The sequence below is a fragment of the Corynebacterium sp. UMB0012 genome (assembly GCF_030216265.1).
Classification (GTDB): Bacteria; Actinomycetota; Actinomycetes; order Mycobacteriales; family Mycobacteriaceae; genus Corynebacterium.
In genome coordinates, this window is the sequence record NZ_JASOKQ010000008.1 from 33120 (window position 1) to 58969 (window position 25850).

Below are 25850 nucleotides of genomic sequence, written 5' to 3' on the forward strand. Positions count from 1 at the left end.
GTTAACGGTTTTAGTGGCATTTTTCCTAGTCCTGTGCAGGCTCGGGTGCAGCGCCGGCCGGGGGAGCGCTGACATGGCGAGCCGCGTCCGCAAGGCGTTCGAGTGGCAGGCGGCCGCCGTTGACGGCGCCGACGACGGCGTCGATCACCGCATTAATATCGCCTTCGGTGGACCACAAGGGCATGTCGGCTCCGGCATTGAGGGAGGCCACGACGGCGTCGGCAAGCGGGAGCGAATCTGCAATCGCCTTCATGCCGCCGATGTCATCGGTGTAGATGGGCCCGTCGTACTGCAAGGTCTCGCGGGCTAGGCCATAGGCTTCCGGCAGAATGGAAGCGGGAGTCTGACCATCGCCCAGGCCGGGCACGGCGAGGTGGCCCATCATGAGCGCGGCATTGGGTGCTTGGGGAAGAGCGGTTTTAAAAGGAATGAACTCGTGGCCTTCTAGTTCTTCCAGCGGCGGGGTAACGGCCTCGGCCAGGTGGGTATCGCCAGAAGCACGGCCGTGTCCCGGGAAATGCTTGAATACGGCCTTGACCCCAGCGGATTCCAGCCCGCGGGCAAAGGCCGCGCCATACTCGCCTGCTTGGACCGGATCGGTGGAAAAGGATCGATCTCCCACCACCTCTAGGCCATTGCCATCGACGTCAAGCACCGGTGCAAAGTCCACGTTGATGCCATGCGCCTTCAGGCTCGTGCCCATCTCGTGCGCAAGCTGCTCCACCTCTTGTGGGGAACGCTCGGCCGCCATCTGTTGCGGGGAAGGGTACTCCCCGAGGACGTCGGAAAACCGCTGCACGCGCCCGCCCTCAAAATCGATAGAGACCTCAAAGTCGCGGCCCACCTCTTGGCGCAGGGCATTAATGTCGCGACCCTCTTCCTGCAGCAGGTTTGGATCCGCCCAGCTGGGGATAAAGATTCCGCCCACACCGGCCTCCAGCTTGGCCTTAGCGTCGTCGTAGTTGGTGACCGGCGGCATCAGCACCGAGGCAGCCATGGCGCGGATGTCCTGCTGCGGGGCCTCTTCCTGCGACGTCTCTTCGTGCGTCTCGTGCGTCGCGGCAGCTGAGCTCGACGCGGCCGCGGTGGTGGAGTCCTGGCTCTCATTGTCCTCCTGGGTGGAAGTAGAGCAGGCGCCTAGGGCCGTCACGAGGGCGAGGCTGGCAAGGATGCGCGGAGTTTTCATGCCTTCTAGTGTGCAATATTCCTCGCGTTCTGTCGCAAGCGGTGGGTAGACTAGTGACATGAGTAACGGCGAGACAATGCTAATTGCCTACGATGGCACCGAACGAGCCGGCCGCGCCCTCGAGTACGCGGCCCAGCTGCTGCGGCCCACCACGGTAGAAATCCTCACCGCCTGGGAGCCGGTAGCCCGGCAGACCGCACGCGCCGTCAGCCGCACCGGAATGCACCAGTCCACCGTTTCCCCGGACCGCGTCGAAGAGGATCCGGCCTATGAGGAGGCGCTAAAGATTTGTCGCCAAGGCATCGAGCTGGCCGAAAGCCTGGGCCTAGCCGGCCGTGCCCACCTGGTGGAATCCGCCACCACCATCTCCTCCGCCATCATTGATGCCGCGCATGAGCTGGACGTGGACGTCATCGTGACCGGTACCCGCGCCCTGACCGGGTTCCGCGCGTGGTGGACCAACTCCACCGCCGACCAGATTGTGCGCAATGCCGGCCTTCCCGTCTTCATCGTGCCACAGGAAAACGAAGATGACGCGGACGATGATGAGGCCGAATACTTCTAAATAGCTGCTAATATCTTTAGCCATGGCTCTGGAAACCGATTCTTTGAACAAGCGCACCCTTGGCCCTGCCATCGGTAGCGCTGTTGTGGGCATCGCGCTCGGCGTCATCACCATCATCGGCATCGCACAATTCTCCGGCACCGATACCGTGCCAGAAGGCAATGCGGTTTCTGCTTCCGATGCGGTTTTGGGCGGCCCTGAGTACGGATCCCGCAACTAGGTGTGCGTACCCTCCGCGGGCGGCTTGCCCGCCCCTACCCGCTGGGGATTTTTGCCCTAGCGCTCATCCTTCTCGTGCAGCCGTGGGGGTTAACGGCCGCCGATACCAAGCATGATCTGGCAGCCAATCCGCTGCACTTTCTCCGCGGGGCGCTTAGCGCCTATACGGATACCTTTACCCTGGGGCAGCTGCAGAATCAGGCCTATGGCTATCTCTTTCCCCAGGGACCTTTCTTCGTTTTAACCCAGCCACTGCCCGATTGGGTGGCCCAGCGCCTGTGGTGGTTGCTGGTCTTGAGCGTCGGCTTCATCGGCTTCCATAAGCTCGCTTGCAAGGTGGGCCTGCGTGGCTGGTGGGTCTGGGTGGCGGCGATGCTCTACGCGCTCTCTCCTCGCGCGCTTTCTACCCTGACCGCCATTTCTTCTGAGACCTGGCCGGTCATGCTCGCTCCCTGGGTTATCCTGCCCTTCCTCAACGCCAAGCTCACCTGGCGCGATGCCGCCGCGGCCACCATCCCGGTGGCGCTGATGGGTGCGGTCAATGCCACCGCGACCATCGCGGCGTGTATCCCGGCCGCTGTAATCCTGCTCTACCGCCGCGCCTTCACGCCCGGCGCGGCCTGGCTCTTAGGCTGCCTGGCGGTATCGGCGTGGTGGATCGGCCCGCTCGTCGTGCTAGGCCGCTATGCCCCGCCGTTTACGGAATTCATCGAATCCGCGCGCGTGACCACGCGCTGGCTCAACTTGCCAGAGATTCTGCGCGGCACCACGAGCTGGACGCCGTTTGTCGATACCGAGCGCGTAGCCGGCTATGAGCTAGCCACCGAGTCCTTCTTTGTGCTGGTCACCATGGGCATCGCGGCCGTGGGCATCTACGGTCTTAGCAAGCTGCCGCGCGTGTGGTCCGTCATGCTGGTGGTGGGCATCGCGGTGCTGGGCTGCCAGATGGCGTGGTACCTCGATGCGCTCGATGGACCGCTGGCCGCGCTGCGCAACCTGCATAAATTTGATCCGCTGGTGCGCATACCGCTGCTGTTAGGCGTGGCGCGCGCCTGCGCCAATCTTCCACTACCGAGGAGTTTGCGCCCCACCAAGAAACAGACGGTGGGCGCACTGACGCTGCTGTTGTGCATCGCGGTGGTCTCCCCGGCATGGTCGCAGCGCTTGCTGCCGCTGGGTGCCTATAAAGAGGTGCCCTCCTATTGGCACGAGGCCACGGACTTTATCAATACCCATGCTGCCGATACCCGCACCCTTATCTACCCAGAGGCGTCCTTTGCCCGGCAGACCTGGGGGTGGACGCGTGACGAGCCGGCCCAGCCGCTGCTCGATGTCCCCTGGGCCGTGCGCGATGCCATTCCGCTCGTGCCGCCAGAAGCCATCCGCGGGCTCGACGGCGTCATGGCCGCGCTCAAGGAGGACCCAGCCACGGGCGTTCGCTCCCTGCAGCGCCTGGGCATCGGCGCGGTCATGGTGCGCCATGATCTCTTCACCGGCGAGGACGAGGCCCTGGCCAGCAAGTTTGGCGGCGAGGTCCATCGCTTCGGCGACGTCGACGTCGTCCTACTCAACCACGCCGGCATGTCCTTAGGGCCCACGGACCCAGTCCGCGTGGCCGGCGGCGGGGAAGCCTTGGCGCTTCTCGACGCCCACTCCACCCCCACCACCCGCCAGCTCGTCGATCACGACGCCGATATCGTCACCGATACCCCGACGCTCACGGACCGCAACTACGGCACCCTCGATGGCCCCATCTCCGCGCCCATGGCCGCGGACGACCCCAGCCACGTGAATAACCGTCTGCGCGATTATCCCTCCGCTGGGCCGCTTACCCAGGTGGAAACCCACGGCGGTTCGGTAGCAGTCTCTTCCTCGGCCGCCGATGCCACGGCCTTTGGCGGGGCCCAACCGAAAAAGTCCGCCACGGCCGCCGTGGACGGGGAGAACTCCACCGCCTGGTGGCCCGCGCCGGGCGATGACTCCGGGTGGATTGAGCTGCGCGGATCTTTCACCCAGCCGCGCCTCAATCTCATGGCCACCAGCGCCACCACGGTAACCGTGCGCTCTGGCAGCGCGGCCGTAGACGTGGACTTACAGCCCTTCCGCTCGCAGGAAGTCCGCGTTCCCGGTGGCGATACCGAGTCCATCCGCGTGGAGTTATCCCACCGCACCGGCATCGCGGAGTTAGGGGTGAAAGGCCAGCCGGTCGAGCGTGTGGTGACCGTCCCGGATACCTCGCCTGACGTGCACCAATTCTTCTTCCAGCGCATGCTGCAGGATACCGGCGTGCTCATCCGCGATTTCACGGCGCCGCGCCCCATGCGCGTGACGGTGGATTCCACCAAGCCCGTGCTTATCGACGCCCACCGCTACTCCCCCGGCGCTTCCCTCACCCTCAGCCCTGGCACGCACCGTGTGCGCACCACGGGGCCGTGGGTAAGCCTGCGCGAGGAGGGCTGGCAACCAGCAGGCTCTTCCAAGCCCACCGGGTACTCGATTGCAGCCGCTGATGAGGATCGCCTCTTGGTCACCGGTCGCGCCTTCAATAAGGGCTTACGCGGCTACCTAGGCGAGGAAGAGCTCACCCCGCGCGAGATCGATGCGGCCACCCAAGCTTTTGTCATTCCGGCCGGCCACTCCGGTGACTTCCGCATGACCTTTAGCGCCCAGCCGGTTTACCGCGCCACCCTCCTCTTCGGCGGTGCGCTGGGGTTACTTGCCCTCGGCCTATGCATCTTGGCGGCCGCGCGGCGCCCGTCCCGGCCCACGTGGCGCGCGCCACGCGGCGGTGCCGCTTCGGCCGTGGTCGCACTCGGCGCGCTGGCCCTCACCGGCTGGCCGGCCGCGGTGGCGGCCGTTGCCGCTTGGTTGGTGCTGCGCTGGACCACCATCCCGCGCGCCTACCTCGCGCCCGGTGTCGTGGCGGCGGCCGGGGCGATCCTCGCCCGCGCGCCGTGGACATCAGGATCCTATGCGGGCGATTCGCTCCTGCTTAGCTGCTTGTGTGCCGCGGGCGTGGCCTGTCTTTTCGCCTCCGACCGAGGAGAAGATCCCGGCCGGGACGCTCAATGAGCGTATAGCTCGCGGCCGAGACCACCACGGTGGCCACCACCGTTACAGCCAAAATCACCCAAAAGTCCAGGGGCTTCCCGCTAAACAGCGGCACCCCGGTAAGCGGAAACGCCAGTCCCAGAATGGCCACATGCCATAAGAAGATGGAATAGGACCACGCGCCCAGTGCCTGCATGAGCGGGCTGGTCAGCCAAGACTTATCCCGTGGGGCGAGCGCTACCGGTATCACCACGACTGCGGCAAAGGCCGCTCCCGCAATGATCCGGCGGGAAAATTCACCTGGCTCTGGATGCACCAGCCCCTGCGGCCCGAACCACTCGCGGCTGGCAAGCCACAGCACCACCGCTGCCGCGAGCCACCATGCCCAGCGCGGCCGCAACACGCGTTGCACGCGCCGGCTAACACCAGCTTCTTCGCATTCCGCGGCCAGCATTCCCACGGCAAACCACGAAGCATATGCCGGCGGCCAAATCTGCGAATTGACCTGGTCCTTGGCATAATCGGCCACAAAGGGAACGAAGCCCCAAGCCCAACTAATCACAGCGCCCAGCGCGATGGCCGCTACCCGCCAGCGCCGCGGCAGCGTACCGAGGAGCCACCCCAACAAAGGCAGGGCAAGGTAGAAGAAGAACTCCACGCATAGCGACCACAGGTGGGTAAGCCCCGGCGCTAGCCCGTCCACCACATAAATCTGGGTGGACGTGAGGTTGCTCAGCAGTTGGGTGAGGGTGAGCGAGTGGGCGTCGGGAAGCAGGAGCATCACCGCCACCACGCAGGCATAATATGCCGGTAACAGGCGCGCCGCGCGCGAGCGCCCGTAGCCGGATAAGGTGTGCAAGCCGCGGCGACGCCACAAGAGGAAGGCGCTAAGGGCAAAGAAAACAGCGACAAAAAAGTCGAAGCGCCCCGCAAAGCCCCACCCGGTTCCGGTCTGAAAAGACACGTGGGTGACAATGATTCCAAGGGAAGCTACCGCGCGTAGACCGTCTAGCTCCGGCAGATGCTGGGGTACGCTTTTCACAGATGCCTGCGGCTGCACGCTTGCTCCTAACCCCGGATCGACCTGAAACTGATTGGACATATTACTGCAATGAAACGCTACCTTTGGCCACGCTCGCCACTGGCGTGGGTTGTCATTGCCGCCGTCATTTTCTTGGTGCTGGGCACCGTGGTGCCGCCGCTGTATAACAATCAGACTCGTCCGCTGGCCTTCGACCAAAACATCAACACCGTCACCGCGCCGTCGTCAGGCGTATGGATGGATGCGCCCGAGTTCATCGCTGGGGCCAAAGCCACCGGCGATAGCAAAGACCCGCAGTGCCAGGAAAAGCAGGCACCCATGTGGTGCTACCTGCACCACGACCTGCTTACTATCGAGCGCAATACCACCACCTCTGAGGTGGCAGAAGATGATGCGCTCGCTAACTCCGATTCGCTCTCTCGCCTGCTCGCCGGCAATACTCCCCTTGCCCAAATCACGGAGCATTCCGTGTTGAACCGCGAGTCCACCTACCCAGTCGCTGCGCCAAAGGATAAATGGGACTTTGTCCTACCGGCGCTGGATACCGGCATGGCCCGTACCGGCTTCGAGCGCGATGGAATCAACTACTTCTTTCCCTCCGGTACCGAGCAGCGCTCCTATCCGTTTTTCGATCTAGCGACGCAATCCTCCACAGCGGTGGACTTCACCACGACGGAAAAGCTCGACGGTATCCCTACCTATTCTTTCCACCACGATATCCAGCCCATTTCCTTGGCTGATATGCGCAAAAGCATTACCGCCGAGGTCGATACCGGCACCGGCGATAAGCAACTAGCGGCCAAGGATTTCCGCATCTCCGGGCCAGCGAAGCGGTTCTACGACGCCGAGTCGCGCGAACTCCTCGGCCTAGATGCCACTGACCGGGTCACGGTGGAGCCCTTCTACACCATCGGCCGCGATATCTCCGTCGAGCCCACCACCGGCACCATGGTGGACCTGCGCGAGAACATCAAAATCTTCTTCGCCGCGGACGAAAAGCAGGCCGGCACCATGGTGGCGAATGATGATACAGAGGACCGTTCCATCTTTGCCGCCGATTTGCGCTGGTCCGATGAGACCCGGGCGGAGCGCCTGAATGAGGTGCGTCCGGTCATTCGCACCATTCGCGCCTTGATGGTGGTCGGCTGGGCCGGCAAGGCCATCGGCGTTGGTCTATTGCTCTGTGCCGCCTATATGTACATGCGCCGCCACCGTGAAGGCTAGGCGTCTTTTACTCCTTATCTGGGGCACCCTCCTCGTGGCCGCGGTGTGCTGGCCCTTTGCCTTGCCCGGCGAGTTCTTGTGGCGCGATATGGCGTTGCTTGACCATCCGGCGCTTTCCCCTTCTGCCTTTGGTGGCGGCAGTCTGCCCGCCCGCAATGCACCGCAGGACGGTTTCCTTGCTCTCGGGGGCGGCGCGTGGGCGGCACGGGTGCTCATTTTTGCCGCCGCCGCGTCCTCCGCGCTCACCGCGGCGCGCTGGGCACGCTCTACAGTCGCCGCGGTGAGCGCGATGGCGGTGGCGGTGGCCAATCCCTTCGTCATCGAGCGTCTCTTGCAGGGCCAGTGGTCGCTTGCGGTGGCTGCGTGGCTGCTGCCGGTCATCGCGTGGGCCGGAAAACAACGCAGCTGGGTGGCGTGGCTGGCTATGTGGGGAGCATCGCTTACCCCTACGGGTGGTCTCTTTGCCGTGGTGACCGCGGCGGTGACCTGCCGCAAGCGGGTAGCCCTCGGCGGCGTGATCTTGTGTTTGCCGTGGGCCATTCCGGGCATGTTCAATCCCGCCGCACCCGGCGATACCGCAGCGGCGGTGGCCGCGTTTGGCCCGCGGGCGGAAGACTACGTCGGCACCGCGGGCGCGCTGCTGCGACTCGGCGGCATATGGAATGCGGAAGCGGCCATCGGGTTCGCTGTGTGCGGTGTCATCGTGGCAGTCATCGCCTTGCTCGGGGCGTGGCGGGTTCCCGCGCGGTTAAGCGTCCTCGCGGCGATGGGGCTTGGCGGGGCGATGTTCTTCTGGCTGGTTCCCGGCGCGCTGGTGTGGTCCATCGATCACGTACCGGGGGCGGCGCTGCTGCGCGATAGCGGGAAACTGACCATGTTGGCGTTGCCGCTCTATGTGGCCTCGCTGGGGGCGCTGCCGAATCTGCCAGCGGCACTGGCAACCGTGGCTGCGACCGTGCAGCTGCTGCCCGTTCCGGGACGCCTCGCAGTGTTCGCGCCGCGGGATACGGGGATAGATGAGCAGTTGGTGCGCGCGATTGACGGCCGAGTGGCCTTCTTCCCAGACCGCGCCAACCTCGTGGAGGTTCCCGGCGGCGTGGCCGTCGACCCCTATTCCAAGGCGGTAGCCATGGTGGAATCGGGAGAATTGAGCGTGGACGGGACCGTGGTGGACCAAGCCTCGCCGCAGTACCGCGCGGCACTGCGCGCGTGGGAAGAGCACGATATGGACCGGTTGGCCGAGATCGGCATTGGCGTAGTCGTGGTGGACGGTGCCATAGCCGCGGAAACGAACGCGCCGCGGCCGCAGGTTCCGTGGGCGCTTACCGCTTTGTGGATGGCGTGTCCGCTACTAGCCCTTGCAGCAATTCCGCGAACTGCTCGCCGGTCTTCTCCCACGAGAAGCTAGCGGCAAAATCCCGCGCGTTGGAGCCGAGGGTGCGGCGCAGTGGGGCGTCGGCAAGCAGCTGCTTGGTGGCCGCGACGAAGTCCTCTTCGCGCTCTACCAGGATGCCGGTCTTGCCGTTAATAACGCTGTCACGCAGGCCAAATGTATAACCTACAGTGGGGACTCCATGTTGGGCTGCCTCCATTACTGCCAAACCCCACCCCTCTTTGCGCGAGGGCATCAGCAGGGCATCGGCACGGGCCAGCAAAGCGTGCTTATAGTCCTCGGTCACCTGGCCGCGGAAGCGCACGCGATCGCTTACCCCATGCTCCTCGGCATAGGCGCGCAGGTTAGCCTCCCACCAGCCGGAGCCGATGACGTCCAGGACCGCGCCCGGGGTCTGCGCCACCGTATCCATGGCATGCTCGATCTGCTTATGTGGCACTAGGCGCGAGAGCGTGACCAGGTGCACCTCGGCCTCTCGTTCCAGGGAAGGAACATGGTCCGGAACCGGGTCCAGGCCATTGGCGATGATGTGCGCGCCCTTAATACCCAGCGCCTCCAAATCCTCGCGGGAGGCCTCAGACACAGTGACATAGGGAGCGCCGCGATACACGCGCGGGGCCACCCGGGACTCAAGGAACCAACCGAGCCGGCCCAAGAGGGGACCCGCCACCGGCCACTGTTCACGGTGGCAATGGTGAGTAAGCAGCACCGTCGGCGCCCCGGACACCAGGCGAGCGAAGAAGGGGATGCCGTTTTGGGTATCGATTACCGCATCCACTCCGCGCAGGTCCCCCAGCCCTAGGCGGCCGGCCAGCATCGCCGCCCAGGCACGCGGATACACGCCAAATTTGGCGCCGCCGCGGCTATAGCGCACGCCGTCGCGCACCTCCCGGCGCGCGGCATTCATGTGCTTGGAGGTGCGAAAGACCACCTCGTGGCCCTGGGCTGCCAGGTACTCGCCCACGCGCTCCAAGTAGCGCTCCGAGCCACCGCCTTGCGGGTGGGTGGAATCGCGCCAGCATAGTAAAAGAATCTTCATCGTGAGGTATTAGCCTAGTGGGTTATGAGACATACCCGTGAGATGGCCACGCTCCGCCGCTCCATTCAGCTGCTATGTTCCTTCCGCTTTGAGCAGACGCGCCCGGAGATTTTTTACGGCGGGCTCGCGGAGGATACGGCCGCGCTGGTGGAGAACCTCGGCCGCGACCTGGGCGTGCAGCTTTCTGGGGCACGGGTGCTCGATGTCGGCGGCGGCCCAGGCTATTTTGCGGACGCCTTTGCCCGGCGCGGCGCCCGCTACGTGGGATTGGAGCCGGATGCCGGCGAGATGTCTGCGGCCGGTATCCACTTGAGCAATTCCGTGCGCGGCGATGGCACCAATCTGCCCTTTGCCGATAATTCCTTTGACGTGGTCTATTCCTCCAACGTGGCCGAGCACATCCCCAATCCCTGGGATATGGGCGAGGAAATGCTGCGCGTGACCCGCCCCGGTGGCCTCACCATCCTGAGCTACACGGTGTGGCTTGGCCCCTTTGGCGGCCACGAAACCGGCCTGTGGGAGCACTACATTGGCGGTGACTTTGCCCGCAACCGCTATACCCGCCGCCACGGACATCCACCCAAAAACGTCTTTGGCACCTCGCTTTTCGACGTCCCCTGCTCCGCCGGCCTTGCCTGGGCCCAGCGCACCGGCGCGCTCAAACTCGCCTTCCCCCGCTACCATCCCAGCTGGGCTTGGTGGCTCACCCGTGTACCAGGGGTGCGGGAGTTTGCGGTGTCTAACCTGACGTTGGTGTTACAAATGTAGCCCCCAACAACGCTGACGTCGCTGGGGGCTAGTTAAGCCTGGTTCTTAAGAGGCGTTTTCTACGCGCTCCTTCAGGGCGTGGAACTGGTCCCACACCTCGGACGGCACGCGGGAGCCCAGGAAGTTGAGGTAGCTGGCGTTATCCTGCATATCGCCTTCCCAGTCCTTCGGGTTGACGGCAAGAGCGGCGCGAACGTCCTCGATATCGAAGTCGATGCCCTCGAGGTCGATATCCTCGGCGCGGGCGGTGTGGCCCACGACGGTTTCCTCGGCCTCAATGTTGCCCTCAATGCGGTCAATGATCCACTTGAGCACGCGGGAGTTCTCGCCGAAGCCCGGCCACAGGAAGCGGCCGTCGTCGCCACGGCGGAACCAGTTAACCAGGAAGATAGACGGCATGCGGTCGCCACCCTTTTCACCCATATCGATCCAGTGCTGCAAGTAGTCACCAGCGTTGTAGCCAATGAACGGCAGCATAGCCATCGGATCGTGGCGCAGGGTGCCGACGCTGCCCTCTGCTGCAGCGGTCTGGCCGGAAGCCAGCAGGGCACCGATCATGGTGCCGTGGTTCCAGTCGAAGGCCTGGGTCACCAGCGGAACGGTGGTCTTGCGGCGGCCACCGAAGAGGATGGCGTCGATCTTCACGCCCTGCCAGTCGTCGTACTCCGGAGCGGCGCTCGGGCACTGAGAAATCGGGACGCAGTAACGAGAGTTCGGGTGCGCTGCCTTTGTAGAAGATTCCGGAGTCCAGTCTTCGCCGGTCCAGTCGATGAGGTGCTCTGGCGCCTCCTTGGACATCTCCTCCCACCAGACATCGCCGTCGTCGGTAAGCGCAACGTTGGTGAAGATGGTGTTGCCCGGCTCCATGGTCTGCATGGCAATCGGGTTGGAACCGTAGTTGGTACCAGGGGCCACGCCGAAGAAACCGTTTTCCGGGTTAACTGCGTAAAGGCCGTCCTCGCGCAGGTGCAGCCAGGCAATATCGTCACCGACGACCTCAGCCTTCCAGCCCGGAATGGTTGGGGTAATCATGGCCAAGTTGGTCTTGCCGCACGCCGAGGGGAAGGCGGCTGCAACGTGGTACTTCTTACCTTCTGGATTGGTGAGCTTCAGGATGAGCATGTGCTCAGCCATCCAGCCTTCTTCCTTGGCCATGACAGAAGCGATGCGCAGCGCGTAGCACTTCTTCGCCAGGATGGCGTTGCCGCCGTATCCGGAGCCGTAGGACCAGATTTCCTTGGTTTCAGGGAACTGGGTGATGTACTTGGTGTCATTGCACGGCCACGCAACATCTTCCTGGCCCGGCTCTAGTGGGGCACCCACGGAGTGCAGGGCGTGGACGAAATCGCCGTCGGTACCAATCTTGTCCAAGGCTTCCGCACCCATACGGGTCATGATGCGCATGGAGAGCACCACATAGGCGGAGTCAGTCAACTGCACGCCCAACTTCGGTTCCGGATCGCTAATCGGACCCATGCAGAAGGGAACCACGTACATGGTGCGGCCCTTCATGGAACCACGGAATGCTTCCGTCATCTCCTCCTTCATCGCAGCAGGCGGTGCCCAGTTATTAGTAGGACCAGCGCCATCTTCGTGCTCGGTGCAGATGAAGGTGCGGGATTCCACACGGGCAACGTCGGAAGGGTTGGAGCGAGCCAGGTAGGAATTAGGGCGCTTTTCCTCATTCAGCTTGATAAGCGTGCCCTTTTCCACCAGCTCTGCGGCCAAACGGTCAGCCTCGTCCTGGGAGCCGTCTACAAAGACCACCTGGTCCGGCTGGAAGAGCTCAACGTTCTCGCTGATCCAGCCGATAAGCTTTTCGTTTTTAGTCGGCAGCTCTCCGACGAGCCCTGGGATAGTGGCGGTCATTAGTAATTCTCCTGAGGGTGGGTATGAAAATTGGGGAAATAAATCCCCAACTGTGCCTTTCACCTCAAGATTAACGTGCTTGTCCGAATAATTTGCGCAGATTTTGTCACACCGGTTATATCCACCGCGTTTACCAGAACTTCACCAAGCGCAACCACAGATACTGTGTTAAAAATCGCCTTTTCCCATCCCCCTGTCTGGGGGTCTATTCCCCTCCCTAGCGGCAACCAAAACGATAATCTTCCACCCCCAACCGGGCCCACTGGTTATACCAGGATTGGCTTCGCCACACGTGATCCCCGGCGCGGCGTATTGCTTGACAGGGCTAAGCAGGGAAAAATAGGCCGCAATGAATAACACAGATAACTCTCAAAACACCCGCGCTGGAGAAATGCCTCCAGGACGCCCGCCACAGACCGATTTCAATGCCGTATTCGACAACGAGCTTGACTACCCACGCCTGGGCAACGTCACCTTCCGCCGCGGCACGCTGACCGAAAATCAGCATGAGCTTTTTGAAAAGCGCTGGCCAGAACTAGGCCGCACGCTGGAAGACGAGGTCATTGACCTCGATTCCTGGTTTGGCCGCAGCGGCGCCAAGACCATCGTGGAAATCGGATCCGGTACCGGCACCTCCACCGCTGCCATGGCGCCGAAGGAGGCCGATACCAATATCATCGCCGTCGAACTCTACAAGCCGGGCTTGGCCAAGCTATTGGGCCAGATCGAGCGCGAGGGCATCGACAATATCCGCATGATTCGCGGCGATGGCATCGAGGTCATGGTGCGCATGTTTGCGCCGGAATCCCTTGATGGCATCCGCGTCTTCTTCCCGGATCCCTGGCCAAAGGCCCGCCACCATAAGCGCCGCATCATCCAGTCGGGCACACTCAACCTTTTTGCTTCCCGCCTGAAGAAGGGCGGCGTGCTGCACGTTGCTACCGACCACGCCGGATACGCCGAGTGGATCGACGAGCTTGTGGACGTAGAGCCGAGCTTGGATTACAAGGGCTGGCCGTGGCCAGAGTGCCCGCAGTTGGTGGATCGTCAGGTCATCACCAAGTTTGAGGGCAAGGGCCTAGATAAAGAACACGTCATCACGGAGTATCTCTGGGAGAAGAAATAAATGAGCACCTACCTACTTGTCTGGGATGCGCCCAATATGGACATGGGCCTGGGCTCCCTGCTCGGTGGCCGCCCCACCGCCGCACACCGCCCGCGCTTCGACGCCATCGGCCGCTGGCTGGTACACCTTGCCCAGGACGTTGATGCGGAGCCGCGCGCCGATGTCTTTACTAATGTCACCCCGGGCGGCGCCGATGTCATCCGCCCATGGGTAGAAGCCATCCGCAACGTAGGCTTCGGCGTTTTTGCCAAGCCCAAGATCCACGAAGATGATGACGTGGATCCGGATATGCTTGACCACATCGAAAGCCTCCGTGAGGATCTAGCCGGCGTGATTGTTGCCTCCGCCGATGGCCAGAATTTCCAGGAACCTTTGGAAGAGCTCATCGCGGCAGGCCTTCCGGTGACGGTCCTCGGTTTCCATGAGCATGCCGCGTGGGCCGTAGGCCACGCAGATATCAATTTTGTGGACTTGGAAGATATCGAGGGTGTATTCCGCGAGCCGCTACCGCGCGTGAACCTGGATAACCTGCCTGAGGGTGGTGCATGGCTGCAGCCATTCCGTCCCCTGGCTGCGCTGCTTAATAACCGCTAGGAGGCTGCCCCAATGTTTGAAAAATGGGGACGTTTTTCCTATGCGCACCGCCGGCTCATCCCCGCCGTCATCGTCGCCGCTATCCTTGCGCTCTTTATCGGCTTTGGTTTGCAGCTCGAAGACCGCATGAGCCAGGAGGGCTGGGAGGATCCCAATGCGGCGTCGACAAGCGCGGCCCAGATCGAGCAGGAAGCATTCGGCCGCGATAACTCCGGCGATGTCATCTTGCTCTTCCATTCCCCCGATGAGAACTTCGATGCTGCCAAGCAGCACTTGGCGCAGTTGAAATCGGAGTATCCGGACCAGATTGACTCGGTGACCAGCTACTTCGACACGAAGAACCCGAACCTGGTCAATGCTGATCACTCGCTGGCTTTCGCCGCTATCGGCCTGAAAGGCGATGATGAGCAGACGCTGAAGGATTTCCGCGCCATCGAGGGCGCTCTCACGGATACCACCGCACCGGTGGAGATTGCGGGTGCCACGGCGGTTGCTGATGCCTTGGATGAGGGAATGTCCCACGATATTTCCCGCGCCGAAAAGGCCGCCCTTCCACTGGTAGGTATTCTCCTGCTGGTGGTCTTTGGCTCCGTCGTCGCGGCCTGCATGCCGCTGGTGGTCGGCGGCCTCTCCATCTTGGGCTCTTTGGGCATCTTGTCCATCCTGGCCGGCTTCTCGCAGGTCAATGTCTTTGCCCAGGCCGTCGTCACGCTGCTGGGGCTTGGCCTAGCCATCGATTATGGCCTCTTTATGGTCTCGCGCTTCCGCGAAGAGCTGGACAAGGGCCGCTCCACGGAGGAGGCGGTGGCCACCACCACCGCGACAGCCGGTCAAACTGTGGTTTTCTCCGCAGCCATGGTCGCCGTTGCGCTTTCCGGTCTCTTCCTCTTCCCCCAAGCCTTCCTGAAATCCGTGGCCTATGGGTCCATTTCTGCAGTCGGCTTGGCCGCGCTCCTTTCGGTCACCGTGCTGCCGTCCATTTTTGGCATGCTCGGCCCCAAGATCGATACCTGGTCCGTGCGCCGCACCTCGCGGACGGCACGCACTATTCAGGACACCTGGTGGTATAAGCTCCCGCGCTGGGCCATGCGCCATGCCCGCGGGCTGACCATCGCGGTATGCGGCCTGCTCATTGCCCTGACCCTGCCCATTATGAGCATCACCTTTGGCGGCATCAACGAGTCTTACCTGCCGCCTGACCAGGACACCCGCGTGGCACAGGATAAATTCAACGAAGAGTTCCCGGCCTTCCGCACGGAGCCGGTCAAGCTCGTGGTAGAAAATGCCTCGAACCAGCAGCTTGTCGACGTCGTCATGCAGGTCCGCGGCCTCGACGGCCTCACCGAGCCCATGGCGCCGACGACTGCCACCAAGGACGGCACTACCGTCCTTTCCGCCGGCATTGAAGACCGCGATGATTACGCGAAGATTGTGCACGAACTGGAAAAGGTCAAGGCCCCTGAGGGTGTGAACCTCTACGTGGGCGGTACTCCCGCCATGGAGGTGGAGTCCCTCGATGCACTCTTCCACACGCTGCCGTGGATGGCGCTCTACGTGGTGCTGGCTACATTCCTGCTCATGGCCCTTGTCTTCGGCTCCTTTGTACTGCCGCTCAAGGCCATTGTGATGACGTTGCTGACCTTGGGCGCAACGCTGGGCATCTTGACGCTGATGTTTGTTGCCGGCTTGGGCTCGGACTTCCTCAACTTCACGCCCGGCCCGCTCATGAGCCCGATCCTGGTGCTCATCATCGCCATTGTCTACGGCCTGTCCACCGATTACGAGGTCTTTTTGGTCTCCCGCATGGTGGAGGCCCGCCGGCGCGGCGCTTCTACCGACGAGTCCATTGCGGCCGGCACCGCGCATACCGGCGGCATTATTACCGCAGCGGCGCTCATCATGATCGTGGTCTCCGGCGCTTTCGGCTTCTCCGATATCGTGATGATGAAATACATTGCCTACGGCATGATTTTTGCCCTGCTTATCGACGCCACCATTGTCCGCATGCTCCTCGTCCCGGCCGTCATGCACTTGCTGCGCGAGGATAACTGGTGGGCCCCTAGCTGGCTGCGCCACGCCACCACCACCTTGACCGGCGGTGCGACGCACCGCGGCAAGACTGTTCCCTTCACTGAACTCAAAAAACGCCTCGAAGGGGGTAAGTAAGTGAAGAATTGGCTGCGCCTCATCGCCTCGTTCATCGTCCTGCTGGTCTTGGTTTATGTCTTCCGCGATGAGCTGGACTTCCTGCGCGAAGGCTTCTCGCGGCTGTCCCACTCCGATCCCGCTGCGATAGTACTCGTAGTCATCGCCTCCATCGTGGCGGTACTCGCCATGGGCGAGGTCATGCGCTTGCTCATTCGAGCCGGCGGCATCAAGGTGCCGGCCGCAGAAACCGCAGCACTGACGTTGGCCGCTAATGCCTGGTCCACCACTCTTCCGGCCGGCCCGGCCTTTTCCGCCATCCTCACCTTCTACGTGCAGCGCACATGGGGCGCGTCCGTCATGCTGTGTGGCTGGTTCTTCGTGCTGTCCTCTGCAATTTCCACGATGTGGCTCGTGCTCATTGGCTTGGGCGGCGTGCTCTTTCTGAACGCGGATATGGCGCTCTGGTCCCTCATCGGCACCTTGGTGCTCATGCTGGCGCTTTCTGGCGGCCTCTTCTGGCTGACCAATCACCCGGATAAAATCATTCGCTGGCTCAACCGCCAGAAGCTCATTAAAGGCTCCAAGCGCGAGGCCCTCGTAGACCAGGTCAAGAATCTGGAAGAGGTACACCTCACCCGCCGCCAATTCGCCTGGGTATCTTTTTACTCCCTGGCCAACCGCCTGATCGATATGGTCTCGCTATGGGGCTGTGTGTGGGCCGTTACCGGCCACCTGCCAGCGCTGCACGCGGGCGAGGACACCACGACGATGGCCGGCGTGGCGCTGGCCTATCTCACCGCTAAGCTTGCCGGTTCCGCTCAGGTCACGCCGGCCGGCCTCGGTACGGTGGAAGCCGCGATCATCGCCACTCTTGTGGCCACGGGTATGACCGCGGTGGACGCTACCGGCGCGGCCATCATCTACCGCCTTATCTCCTTTGCCTTGATCACCATCATTGGCTGGCTAATCTACTTCTGGCACTATGCCCGCAAGGGCATTACCTACGCCGCCTTGAACCGAAAGGAAAACGCATGAGAATCGCCCCCATTATCGATATCATCGCCCTGATGCTCTTCGCCGTGGCTGCCCGCCTCGCCCACGGCGGATTGAGCTTTTCCACCTGGGTAGATGCCTTTTGGCCCTGGGCCGTAGGCGCGCTTATCGGCTGGGTCATCATCCTGGCTACCAAAGCGCAAGGCAAGTGGAAGGAAGGCGGAATCGTCTGGCTGAGCACCGTCGTGGGCGGTATGGCGCTGTGGATGCTTGTCAACGGCCGCCTGCCGCACTGGAGCTTCCTTATCGTAGCGACGGTGATGTCCGCACTATTTTTCTTTGGCTGGCGGCTTTTCGCCCGCAAATAAAAATAAGGAGGGTTTAACCCTCCTTATTTTTTGCTCCACTTACTTGGAGATTACCGGTACGCCTGCCTGATTGAGAATATCAACGATGAAACCGATAAGTTCGCTGACGATATCCACAGCGCTAGACAAAATCATAAATAACTCCTTCACTAGGATTAGCTCTTTATATGCTATCCAAGCACAAGGCATTACATCGGCGCAATAGTGTGCTTCTTCGGCAGATCGCTTTCCTGCTTGGTGGCCAGTTGGCGCAGTGCCTGACGGAGCGCCAAGCGGGACTGATTCGGCTGAATCATAGCGTCTAGATAGCCACGCTCGGCCGCGACATAAGGAGCGGTCATGGTCTCATCATAGAAGTCCATGAACATCTTCTTGGTCATTTCGCGCTGTTCCGGGGTCTCGGCGGCATCGAGCTGCTTACCTGCAATCATCACCACGGCAGCGGCCGCACCCATCACGGCGATCTGCGCGGTCGGCCACGCCAGGTTGATATCACCGGTCAGGTTCTTCGAGCCCATCACCGCATAGGCACCGCCGTAGGCTTTGCGCACGATGAGCGAGACCTTCGGCACGGTGGCTTCCACCACGGCGAAGGCAAACTTGGCGCCGCGGTGGATAAGTCCCACCTTTTCCTGTTCCACGCCCGGCAGGTAGCCCGGGGTATCCACTACGAAGACCAGCGGAATATTATAGGCATCGCAGATGCGGATGAAGCGCGCGCCCTTATCGGCGGCGTCGGCATCAATGCAGCCCGCAAGGTGCATGGGGTTATTGGCCACAAAGCCAACGGTCTTGCCATCGATGCGACCGAAAGCGGTGATCATATTGGGCGCGAAGTTCTCCTGAATCTCAATGAGATCCTCGTCATCGCCCAACTGGGTCAACAAGTCCATCATGTCGTAGCCAGCATTGGTGTCATCCGGCATGAAGGCATTGAGCTCTTCGTCTTCGGCCACTTCGGCGTCGGCAGGCGCAGCAAACTCCGGCGCCTCATCAAAACAGGTCAGCGGCAGGTGATCGAGGAGATCGCGGACCATATCAAAGGCGTCGTCCTCGGAAGGGACGACCGCCGAGACGTTACCGTTGAGCTCCTGCTGGCGAGCACCGCCCAGCTCGGCGGAGGTGATGTCCTCACCGGTAACCTCACGGATGACGTTCGGGCCGGTGACATACATTTCTGCTTCCTCATCCACGGCAATGACAAAGTCCGTGGTCACAGGAGCATAGACGGCGCCACCGGCGGACTTGCCCATCATGATGGAAATCTGCGGGCTGCGGCCGGACAGCGGGAGCTGGCGGCGGGCAATCTCGGAATACATGGCCAGCGAGGTGACTGCATCCTGAATGCGGGCGCCGCCCGAATCCTGAATACCGATGACCGGGCAACCAATCTTGATGGCCATGTCCATGACCTCGGTGACCTTCTTACCAAAGGTCACGCCGACTGAGCCGCCGTACACGGTCTTATCGTGGGCGTAGATACACACAGGGCGGCCGGAGATGCGGCCATAACCGGTGACCACGCCATCGGAATAGATGGCGTCAGGGTCACCTGGAGTCTTGCCCAAGGAGCCGGTTTCGACGAAGGAACCCTCATCTAGCAATTCATTGATGCGTTGACGAGGGGTGGTGCGCCCAGCCTCGTCGCGGCGCTTGCGGGAGCGCTCACTGCCTGGGTCCTGCGCCTTGTCCAGACGCTCGCGCAGGTCAGCGAGTTTCTCAGCGGTTGTCTGCTTGGCCGCCACGTATCTTCTCCTCGATCCATTCGTCCATATGCTTGCCCACGATGCCGATGGCCGGCTCGTCGGGCACTGCTAGGTGATCACCTTGCAGCTGCACAATTTCTAGATCCTTAACGATAACTCCCCAACCGCCGTCGGGGTCAATCTCAGCGTAGCGCGGCTCCAGCTCAATCGCACCGTCGTGCATGCGCTCGGAACGGAAAAGCAGAACCGGCACGGTGACATCGGCCCAGCGATGGAAGTCGATCTTGGCCAGAATCTGGTTATCCACGAAGGAAGCGCGCTGGTGCTCCAGAACGCCGGCGGCAAGGCCGTGCTCAGAGGCGTCGGTAGTAGCGAGGAACTCCGCCAACATGGTCATGAGCGCATCTTCGCCCATGGTCTCAAGCATCTCGTACGGCGGCTCGAAGTCCAGGCCGTAGGTCTTCTTAGCAAAGGCCGCGTAGCGCTCCCACCGGGCACGGGTTTCTTCCGGGGTATCCGGCGCTGGGTTCGACGGCTGGGTGGTATCCAGCAGCGCGATGAACGCCACGTCCGCCGAATCCTGACCGCATTGGGTGCGCTGATGCAGCTGATAGGCCACCTCGTAGGCCAGCGCGCCACCGAAGGACCATCCGCCGAGCACGACCTTGCGGCCGCGAGCGTAGTGCAGGATGTCCTCGATATAAGCCTCAGCGCGCTCCTCCAGCGAGCCCTCAATGCGCTCTACGCCGTAGACTGCCACGTCCTCGGGCAGGCGGCGGGTCAGCGGCTGGTAGACCACAGTGGTGCCGCCAGCTGGGTGGAACATGAATACGGCAGGACCATCAGCCTCGCGCAGGACGCGGATATTGCCTTCTACCTCGGTCTCCAGTCCTTCCCGGACGAGGTCGGCCAAAGTCTCTAGCGCCTCAGCCTCGTGGACCTGCTGGGCGGTGACCTCGATGCCGGCACGCTCGGTGAGGCGCTCGGCGATCTGGGTCGCTACCTCATCGCTTACCTCAGGCAGCGCCGAGGTAACGCCCGCAGCTGCCTTACCGGTAAAGGTAGCCCACGTGCCAAAGACCATGCGCTCCGAGGCATCGCGCGGGGCAACGCCGACGCCCTGGCCGGGTTCGTCTTCTTCTGGTGCAGGAGTATCCGCAGAAGCAATGTCGCTGGTATCCACGCTGCCGCCGGCTACGGCCTCTTCCACCATGGCAATGACGTCGGCCAAAGAGGCATCACGTAGCGCCTGCACCTGCAGCGGCGGAATCTGGAAGTCATTTTCCACGCGATTCTTAATGCGCATGCCCATCAGGGAATCCAAGCCCAAGTCAATGAGCGGCAACTCGCGCGGCAAGTCAGAGACGTCGTAGCCCATGGATTCCGACACGATGAGCGCGAGGCGGTCTTCCACGGTTTCCTCCGCAGGATCCCAGCGTACGGCATCAACTTCTGCGGTTGCTGCAGGCTCGCTTTCAGGCACATCGGCCACGCCCGGGATGGGCGCCGCGCCCAAGTCCAAGGCGGAGGCGAAGCCTTCCGCCAAAAGCTCGGTCTGCGCACCCCGGACAGCGTAGACGGCCACGGACATGCCACCGATGGACTGGCTTACCACCGTGGTGACTTCACCGCGCGGTGGCAGGTCGGCGTGTTCCTCGGTGGCGATGATGCGCGCCCCAGGCTTGACGGCCTCGGCCGCGGCCTCCACGATGGCCAGCGCGGATGGTGCCTGGTCCGCATTGGTAGAGAAGGCCACCTTTCCCTCTGGCAGGTTGACGCGTGCGCCCGGCAGGCCGGATACGCCGGCCGACGGACGCGCGTTGGTCCAGAAGCGCTGGCGGTTGAACTGGGTATAGGGCGCCTCTACGCGCGCACCAGAGCCAAAGACCGCGCCAAAATCTACCGGCATGCCGGCAACATAAAGCTTGCTGAGCAGATCCAGCAAGGACTCGGTGGGATCCACCTTGCGCTTCAACGCATATAGCAGCTGTGCATCGGCCTTGCCCACGGCGAAGGCGGTGGACATGAGGCCCATCAGCGCTACCGGGTTCGGTGAGATTTCTACCAGCTGGGTGTGGCCGGCGTTGAAGGCCGCCTCGGTGGCATCCTGCAGGTAGACCGAGTGGCGGGTCATGCGCAGCCAGTAATCCTCATCGTGCACGGTGGTACCAGGACGATAAACCTCGCCCTTATCTACGGAGGAAAACAGCGGGGTGTGCAGCGGCTTGGCTTCCATGCCGGCGATGGCTGCATGCAGCTCGCCCAGGATGGGGTCCACGGCCGAGGTATGCCCGGCGGCCTTCACATTGAGCGCACGGGCGAACTTGCCCTCGCCGTCGAGCTTTTCCACCAGGTCCAGCACCTCTTGGCGGGGGCCGCCCACGGTGGTCATACCGGGTCCGGTATACACGGCGGGTTCGATATTGCCGTCGAGCGCGGCAATATCCTCGGCCGAGAGCTCTACGACGGCCATGGCTCCTTGCTCGGCATCGCTTAGCGACGCCTCACCCTCACCCATCAGCCGCGCGCGGTGGCAGGCAATAACCATGGCGTCCTCTGCGGAGATGCCGCCTGCGGCATAGGCCGCTGCGATCTCGCCCATGGACATGCCCATCACGCCGGCTGGGCGCACGCCAAAGGAAGCGAGCAGGTCCGTCAATGCAATCTGAATGGCGGTGATGGCCACCTGGGCGGTCTCGGTGTCATAGGTTTGGGCGTCGTCGTTGACGATATCCAGGATGGACCAGCCGGACTCAAAGTCCACGATGGCATCGAGCTCTTCCAAGCGGGCCTTGAACTGCGGCGAGAGCGCAATCATGTCCTTGGCCATCTTGCGGTGCTGGGATCCGAAACCGGAGTAAACAAATACTGGGCCCGGGACCTGCGGGGAATCCGCAGCGGCGATGCCAACGGAAACCTTGCCCTCAGCTACCTGGCGCAGACGCTTGACCGCTTCCTCGGTGGAGCTAGCCGTCACGACGGCGCGGGAACGGGAGTGGTTGCGGCGAGCGACGGTCCGGGCGACGTCGACAAGCGCGGGCTTTTCCGCTTCAATGAAGTCTGCCAACAGGGCCGCAGCGCGCGCCCGGCGCGAAGGCAATAGGCCAGAGACCGGCAATGCCACCGTTTCGGTGGAAAGCTGGGGCTCGCGCTCGGCCGGGGTGCCGCGGTAATCGGTGAGCACAACGTGTGCATTGGTGCCGCCGAAACCAAAGCCAGATACGCCAGCGACCTTGTGGCCGGAGTACTCGGGCCACTCGCGTGGATCCTCGACTACCTCGAGGTGCTCGGCCTCGAAATCGATATAGCGGTTCGGCGCCGAGTAATTGATATTGGCCGGAATCACGTCATTGCGCATGGCCTGGATGACCTTAATGAGGCCGACCACACCCGCGGCGGATTCAGAATGGCCGATATTGGTCTTGGCCGAGCCGAGCAAAATAGGAGTATCGACCCCACGCCCCGCGCCGAGCACGCGGCCTAGGGCGGAGGCCTCGATCGGATCGCCCAGAATGGTGCCGGTGCCGTGGGCCTCGATATAGTCCACGTCCTGCGGATTTACGCCCGCATCAGCATAGGCGCGACGCAGCACATCCTCCTGTGCCTCCGGGTTCGGGGCGGTCAGGCCATTGGAGTGGCCATCGGAGTTGACGGCCGAGCCCTTGATGACGGCGAGGATATCGTCGCCGTCCGCTTCTGCGTCCTCCAAGCGCTTGAGCACGAGGACGCCGGCGGCGTCGGCACGCACGATGCCATCGGCGTCGTCAGAAAAGGCGTGAATGGCGCTCGTTGGAGAGGTAACGCCCAACTCCGAGAACGCCGTGGACGCATGCGGGGCGGCCAGAATATTCACGCCGCCTGCCAGCGCCACGTCTGCGCTCCCCGTGCGCAGATCCTTCATCGCCTGATTCACCGCAACCAGGGAAGAGGAGCAGGCCGTATCCACGTTGATGGAAGGGCCGCGGAAATCCAGGGCGTAGGAAATGCGGTTGGCAACCACGGCGGAAGAAATGCCGGTCAGCGCATACGGGTGCATCTCGGCGGAATCCGCGCCGATGAGCATGCCGTAGTCATTATTGGTCGAGCCCATGTACACGCCGGTCTGCGTGCCACGCAGCTCATTGGCGGGAATACCGGCGTTTTCTAGCGCTTCCCACACCAGCTCCAATAGGATGCGCTGCTGGGGATCCATATTGGCGGCCTCAAGTGGGGACAGGCCAAAAAATTCCGCATCAAAGGAGGCGATATCTTCAAGGTAACCGCCATCGGTATTCTGCTGAGCGATCTTCTCACTCATGACCGGATCGGCGGAGTACTCGGACCACCGGCCCACTGGCAACGGGCCGGTGCCTGCGCGGGATTCCGCCAACATAGACCAGAACTCTTGGGCATTCTTGGCGCCCGGGAAGCGGCCGGAAAGACCAATGACCGCAACGTCGGATCCCTGCGCGATCCGCGGGGCGTGCTCTTCTGGTTGGGGCGCCGCAGGTGCGTTCAGCAGGCGGTCCGCCAGCAGCTCGATGGTGGGATACTCATATGCCACGGTGGCATCGAGGCGGGTGCCCAGAAGGTTTTCCAGCTCGCCGGATAGCACTACAGCATCCCGCGAGGAGAGGCCATAATTTTCCAAAGGCTTGGAATCTAGGATCTCTTCGGCGGAAACACCGGTGGCCTGGGCGACCCAGTCACGCAGCCATGCTCGCAGTTGCTCGATGGTCATAAAAAGGTCTTTCGTTACGGAAAATTACTAAATGGCGTAGGGGTATATCGCTATATTTTGTCACTTTGTTAGCGATATATCAGAATCCCACATAGTTCTTCTTGGCTACGCGGCGCGCAATCTTGCCGGAGGACGTGCGGTTGATTTCGCCAGGTGCCTTCCACACGATGTCATCCGGAGTGATGCCATGGTGGGCAGTGACCGCGGTGCGAATGGCCTCGGTGGCCTCGGCATCGCCGGACGGCTGCGCATCATCGGCGCGCTCCACCAGCAGGACGAGGGACTCAGAGTCATTGCCTTCCACGGAGAAGGCAGCAACGGAATCCGGGCGAACCTGCGTGGAAGCGGCTTGCACCGTGCCCTCAATATCCTGCGGATAATGGTTGCGTCCAGCAATGACGATGAGATCCTTCAGGCGGCCGGTGATATACAGTTCCCCATCCACGATGGCCGCCAAGTCTCCGGTGGCCATCCAGTAATCGTCTTCCGGCAGGCCATCCTGTTGACGCTCACCCAGGGTATTGCGGAAGGTCGCAGCAGTTTCCTCTGGGCGGTTGAGATAGCCGGTGGCCATGTTGGGACCGTGGACCCAGATTTCTCCGATAACGCCGTCCTTTACCTCGGCGCGCGTTTCCGGATCCACAATGGCGAGGTGCTGGTGCGGAACGCACTGTCCATTGGAGGCATAAGCAACGGTGCCATCGGATTTATCCTCGATGACGGCGCGACCTGCGGCTAGCTCCGCGCGGTTAAAGTGCGAGATGACCGGGCGCTTGTCAGTTTGCGGGGTAGACACAATAAGCGCCGCTTCTGCCAGACCATAGGACGGGCGCAGTACGGAACGGTCCACGCTGAAGGCATCGAGGAAGGAGTCCACGGCCGATTCGGTCACCGGCTCGGAACCGATAATGATGCCGCCCACGTGCGAGAAATCTGCATCCTTGGCATGGCGAGCGGCGAGTTCCAAGGCAAAGTTCGGGATGGCGGCATAGGTGGCCTGCTTGCCCGCGGTGAGGCGCCGGACCCAGCGATCCGGGTGCTGGATGAAATCGCGCGGGGTCATCATCTCGAAGTCGAGGCCCAAAATGGTGACGAATACGGCAAGGATGATACCCATATCGTGGTGCATCGGCAGCCATGAAACGATGCGGGCAGGCATCTGCAGCTGCAGTGCCTGGAAGATCTGCGCCACGTTGGTAATAATCGCGCGATTGGTGAGCTCCACGCCGGCCGGGGTGCGGGTGGAACCGGAAGTGTACTGCAGGAAAGCAGTGTCTTCTGCGGTTCCCTCCACAGGAGTCCAGGAGGAAGCCAAAGAATCAGGAAGGGCGTCGAGGGAAATGATGCGCGGGCGCTCGCGTTGAGCGGAAAAGTACGTGCGCACTGCCGCCGCCGATACGCGGTTAGTCACCACGATGGACGGTTCGCAGTCACCAAATACGGCCTTGAGGTGGTCCGAGTGCCCCGGTTCGTTGGGGTCATATAGCGGAATCGGCACCATGCCCGCGTATAGAGCGCCCAAAAAGCCGAAGACGTATTCTGGTGAATTACCAGCCAAGATAGCCACGCGGGTACCCGGCTCTGCCACCTGCTGCAGGCGCGCCGCCACCACCTTGATGCGGTTATTGACCTGTGCGCGGGTGAGCTCCCGGCAGGTTTCTTCCTCACCGTAGATCCACTGGCGCATCACCACGCGGTCTGGGTCGGTCTCCGCTTGGAAGAGCTTCTCTGCCAACTGGGCCAAGGTGAACTCGGGCGCTAAGAACTGCCCCATCTGCGCTTTTAGATCCATCGATTCTCCTTAGGTAAATGGTTTCGGTAATAAAACTATCGGAGTTG

18 protein-coding genes are annotated in these 25850 nt (G+C 62.3%); 11 read left to right on the forward strand and 7 right to left on the reverse strand.

The features are described from left to right. Positions 1–25 precede the first annotated feature (25 nt). Complete coding sequence (locus tag QP324_RS05530) at positions 26–1186, reverse strand: glycoside hydrolase family 3 N-terminal domain-containing protein (protein WP_284814954.1); 1161 nt, start codon at positions 1184–1186, stop codon at positions 26–28. A 58-nt stretch (positions 1187–1244) separates the two neighbouring features. Here QP324_RS05530 and QP324_RS05535 point away from each other — a divergent pair, with 58 nt between their 5' ends. From QP324_RS05535 to QP324_RS05545, 3 genes are read left to right on the forward strand one after another with little or no spacing between them, the layout of a single operon-like run. Further along, positions 1245–1751, forward strand: a complete 507-nt coding sequence (locus QP324_RS05535; protein ID WP_284769128.1) for a universal stress protein — start codon at positions 1245–1247, stop codon at positions 1749–1751. Positions 1752–1773: 22 nt separating this feature from the next. Further along, positions 1774–1971, forward strand: coding sequence for a DUF2613 domain-containing protein (locus QP324_RS05540; RefSeq protein WP_005325448.1), 198 nt, complete (start codon positions 1774–1776; stop codon positions 1969–1971). A gap of 2 nt (positions 1972–1973) precedes the next feature. Continuing rightward, positions 1974–5042 carry an alpha-(1->3)-arabinofuranosyltransferase family protein gene (locus QP324_RS05545; protein WP_284814956.1) on the forward strand — a complete coding sequence of 1023 codons (3069 nt, stop codon included), beginning with the start codon at positions 1974–1976 and terminating at the stop codon, positions 5040–5042. Here QP324_RS05545 and QP324_RS05550 read toward each other — a convergent pair. Continuing rightward, positions 4963–6123 carry an acyltransferase gene (locus QP324_RS05550; RefSeq protein ID WP_284814958.1) on the reverse strand — a complete coding sequence of 387 codons (1161 nt, stop codon included), beginning with the start codon at positions 6121–6123 and terminating at the stop codon, positions 4963–4965. The two genes, QP324_RS05545 and QP324_RS05550, sit on opposite strands and share 80 nt — an antisense overlap. Positions 6124–6132: 9 nt before the next feature. Between QP324_RS05550 and QP324_RS05555 the strand changes: the two genes are divergently transcribed. Together QP324_RS05555 and QP324_RS05560 are read left to right on the forward strand one after the other, a co-directional pair. Further along, the gene (locus QP324_RS05555) at positions 6133–7287 is read left to right on the forward strand and encodes a DUF3068 domain-containing protein (RefSeq protein WP_284814960.1); all 1155 of its coding nucleotides are present in this window, start codon (positions 6133–6135) and stop codon (positions 7285–7287) included. Then, on the forward strand, positions 7277–8695 hold the full coding sequence (locus QP324_RS05560; protein ID WP_284814962.1) for a hypothetical protein: 1419 nt from the start codon (positions 7277–7279) through the stop codon (positions 8693–8695). Before QP324_RS05555 ends, QP324_RS05560 begins: the two co-directional genes overlap by 11 nt. Here QP324_RS05560 and QP324_RS05565 read toward each other — a convergent pair. Then, complete coding sequence (locus tag QP324_RS05565; RefSeq protein ID WP_239278578.1) at positions 8610–9719, reverse strand: glycosyltransferase family 4 protein; 1110 nt, start codon at positions 9717–9719, stop codon at positions 8610–8612. The two genes, QP324_RS05560 and QP324_RS05565, sit on opposite strands and share 86 nt — an antisense overlap. A 24-nt stretch (positions 9720–9743) precedes the next feature. On the opposite strand from QP324_RS05565, the gene QP324_RS05570 reads away from it, so the two are divergent. Continuing rightward, positions 9744–10487, forward strand: a complete 744-nt coding sequence (locus QP324_RS05570) for a bifunctional 2-polyprenyl-6-hydroxyphenol methylase/3-demethylubiquinol 3-O-methyltransferase UbiG (RefSeq protein ID WP_284814964.1) — start codon at positions 9744–9746, stop codon at positions 10485–10487. A gap of 45 nt (positions 10488–10532) precedes the next feature. On the opposite strand, the gene QP324_RS05575 is transcribed toward QP324_RS05570, so the two are convergent. Next, positions 10533–12356, reverse strand: a complete 1824-nt coding sequence (locus QP324_RS05575; RefSeq protein WP_284814965.1) for a phosphoenolpyruvate carboxykinase (GTP) — start codon at positions 12354–12356, stop codon at positions 10533–10535. Positions 12357–12705: 349 nt separating this feature from the next. On the opposite strand from QP324_RS05575, the gene trmB reads away from it, so the two are divergent. The 5 genes from trmB to QP324_RS05600 are packed head-to-tail and all read left to right on the forward strand — an operon-like array spanning position 12706 to position 17585. Further along, positions 12706–13482, forward strand: a complete 777-nt coding sequence (gene trmB / locus QP324_RS05580) for a tRNA (guanosine(46)-N7)-methyltransferase TrmB (protein ID WP_239235640.1) — start codon at positions 12706–12708, stop codon at positions 13480–13482. Next, positions 13483–14076, forward strand: a complete 594-nt coding sequence (locus tag QP324_RS05585; RefSeq protein WP_239278581.1) for an NYN domain-containing protein — start codon at positions 13483–13485, stop codon at positions 14074–14076. 12 nt (positions 14077–14088) lie between these two features. Further along, positions 14089–16242: an MMPL family transporter gene (locus tag QP324_RS05590; RefSeq protein ID WP_284814968.1), complete on the forward strand. Its 2154-nt coding sequence runs from the start codon at positions 14089–14091 to the stop codon at positions 16240–16242. Next, positions 16243–17259 carry a YbhN family protein gene (locus QP324_RS05595; RefSeq protein ID WP_284814970.1) on the forward strand — a complete coding sequence of 339 codons (1017 nt, stop codon included), beginning with the start codon at positions 16243–16245 and terminating at the stop codon, positions 17257–17259. Further along, a complete protein-coding gene (locus tag QP324_RS05600) occupies positions 17256–17585 on the forward strand; it encodes a DUF3054 domain-containing protein (RefSeq protein ID WP_239278585.1) in 330 nt (109 codons plus the stop codon). Before QP324_RS05595 ends, QP324_RS05600 begins: the two co-directional genes overlap by 4 nt. A 188-nt stretch (positions 17586–17773) precedes the next feature. Here QP324_RS05600 and QP324_RS05605 read toward each other — a convergent pair whose 3' ends face one another. From QP324_RS05605 to QP324_RS05615, 3 genes are all read right to left on the reverse strand, one after another. Beyond that, entirely contained in the window at positions 17774–19330 is a 1557-nt protein-coding gene (locus tag QP324_RS05605) for an acyl-CoA carboxylase subunit beta (RefSeq protein WP_284814971.1), read from the reverse strand. Then, complete coding sequence (locus QP324_RS05610) at positions 19305–24011, reverse strand: type I polyketide synthase (protein WP_284814972.1); 4707 nt, start codon at positions 24009–24011, stop codon at positions 19305–19307. Before QP324_RS05610 ends, QP324_RS05605 begins: the two co-directional genes overlap by 26 nt. A 79-nt stretch (positions 24012–24090) precedes the next feature. Continuing rightward, positions 24091–25803, reverse strand: a complete 1713-nt coding sequence (locus QP324_RS05615; RefSeq protein ID WP_284814973.1) for an AMP-binding protein — start codon at positions 25801–25803, stop codon at positions 24091–24093. Positions 25804–25850: the final 47 nt, after the last annotated feature.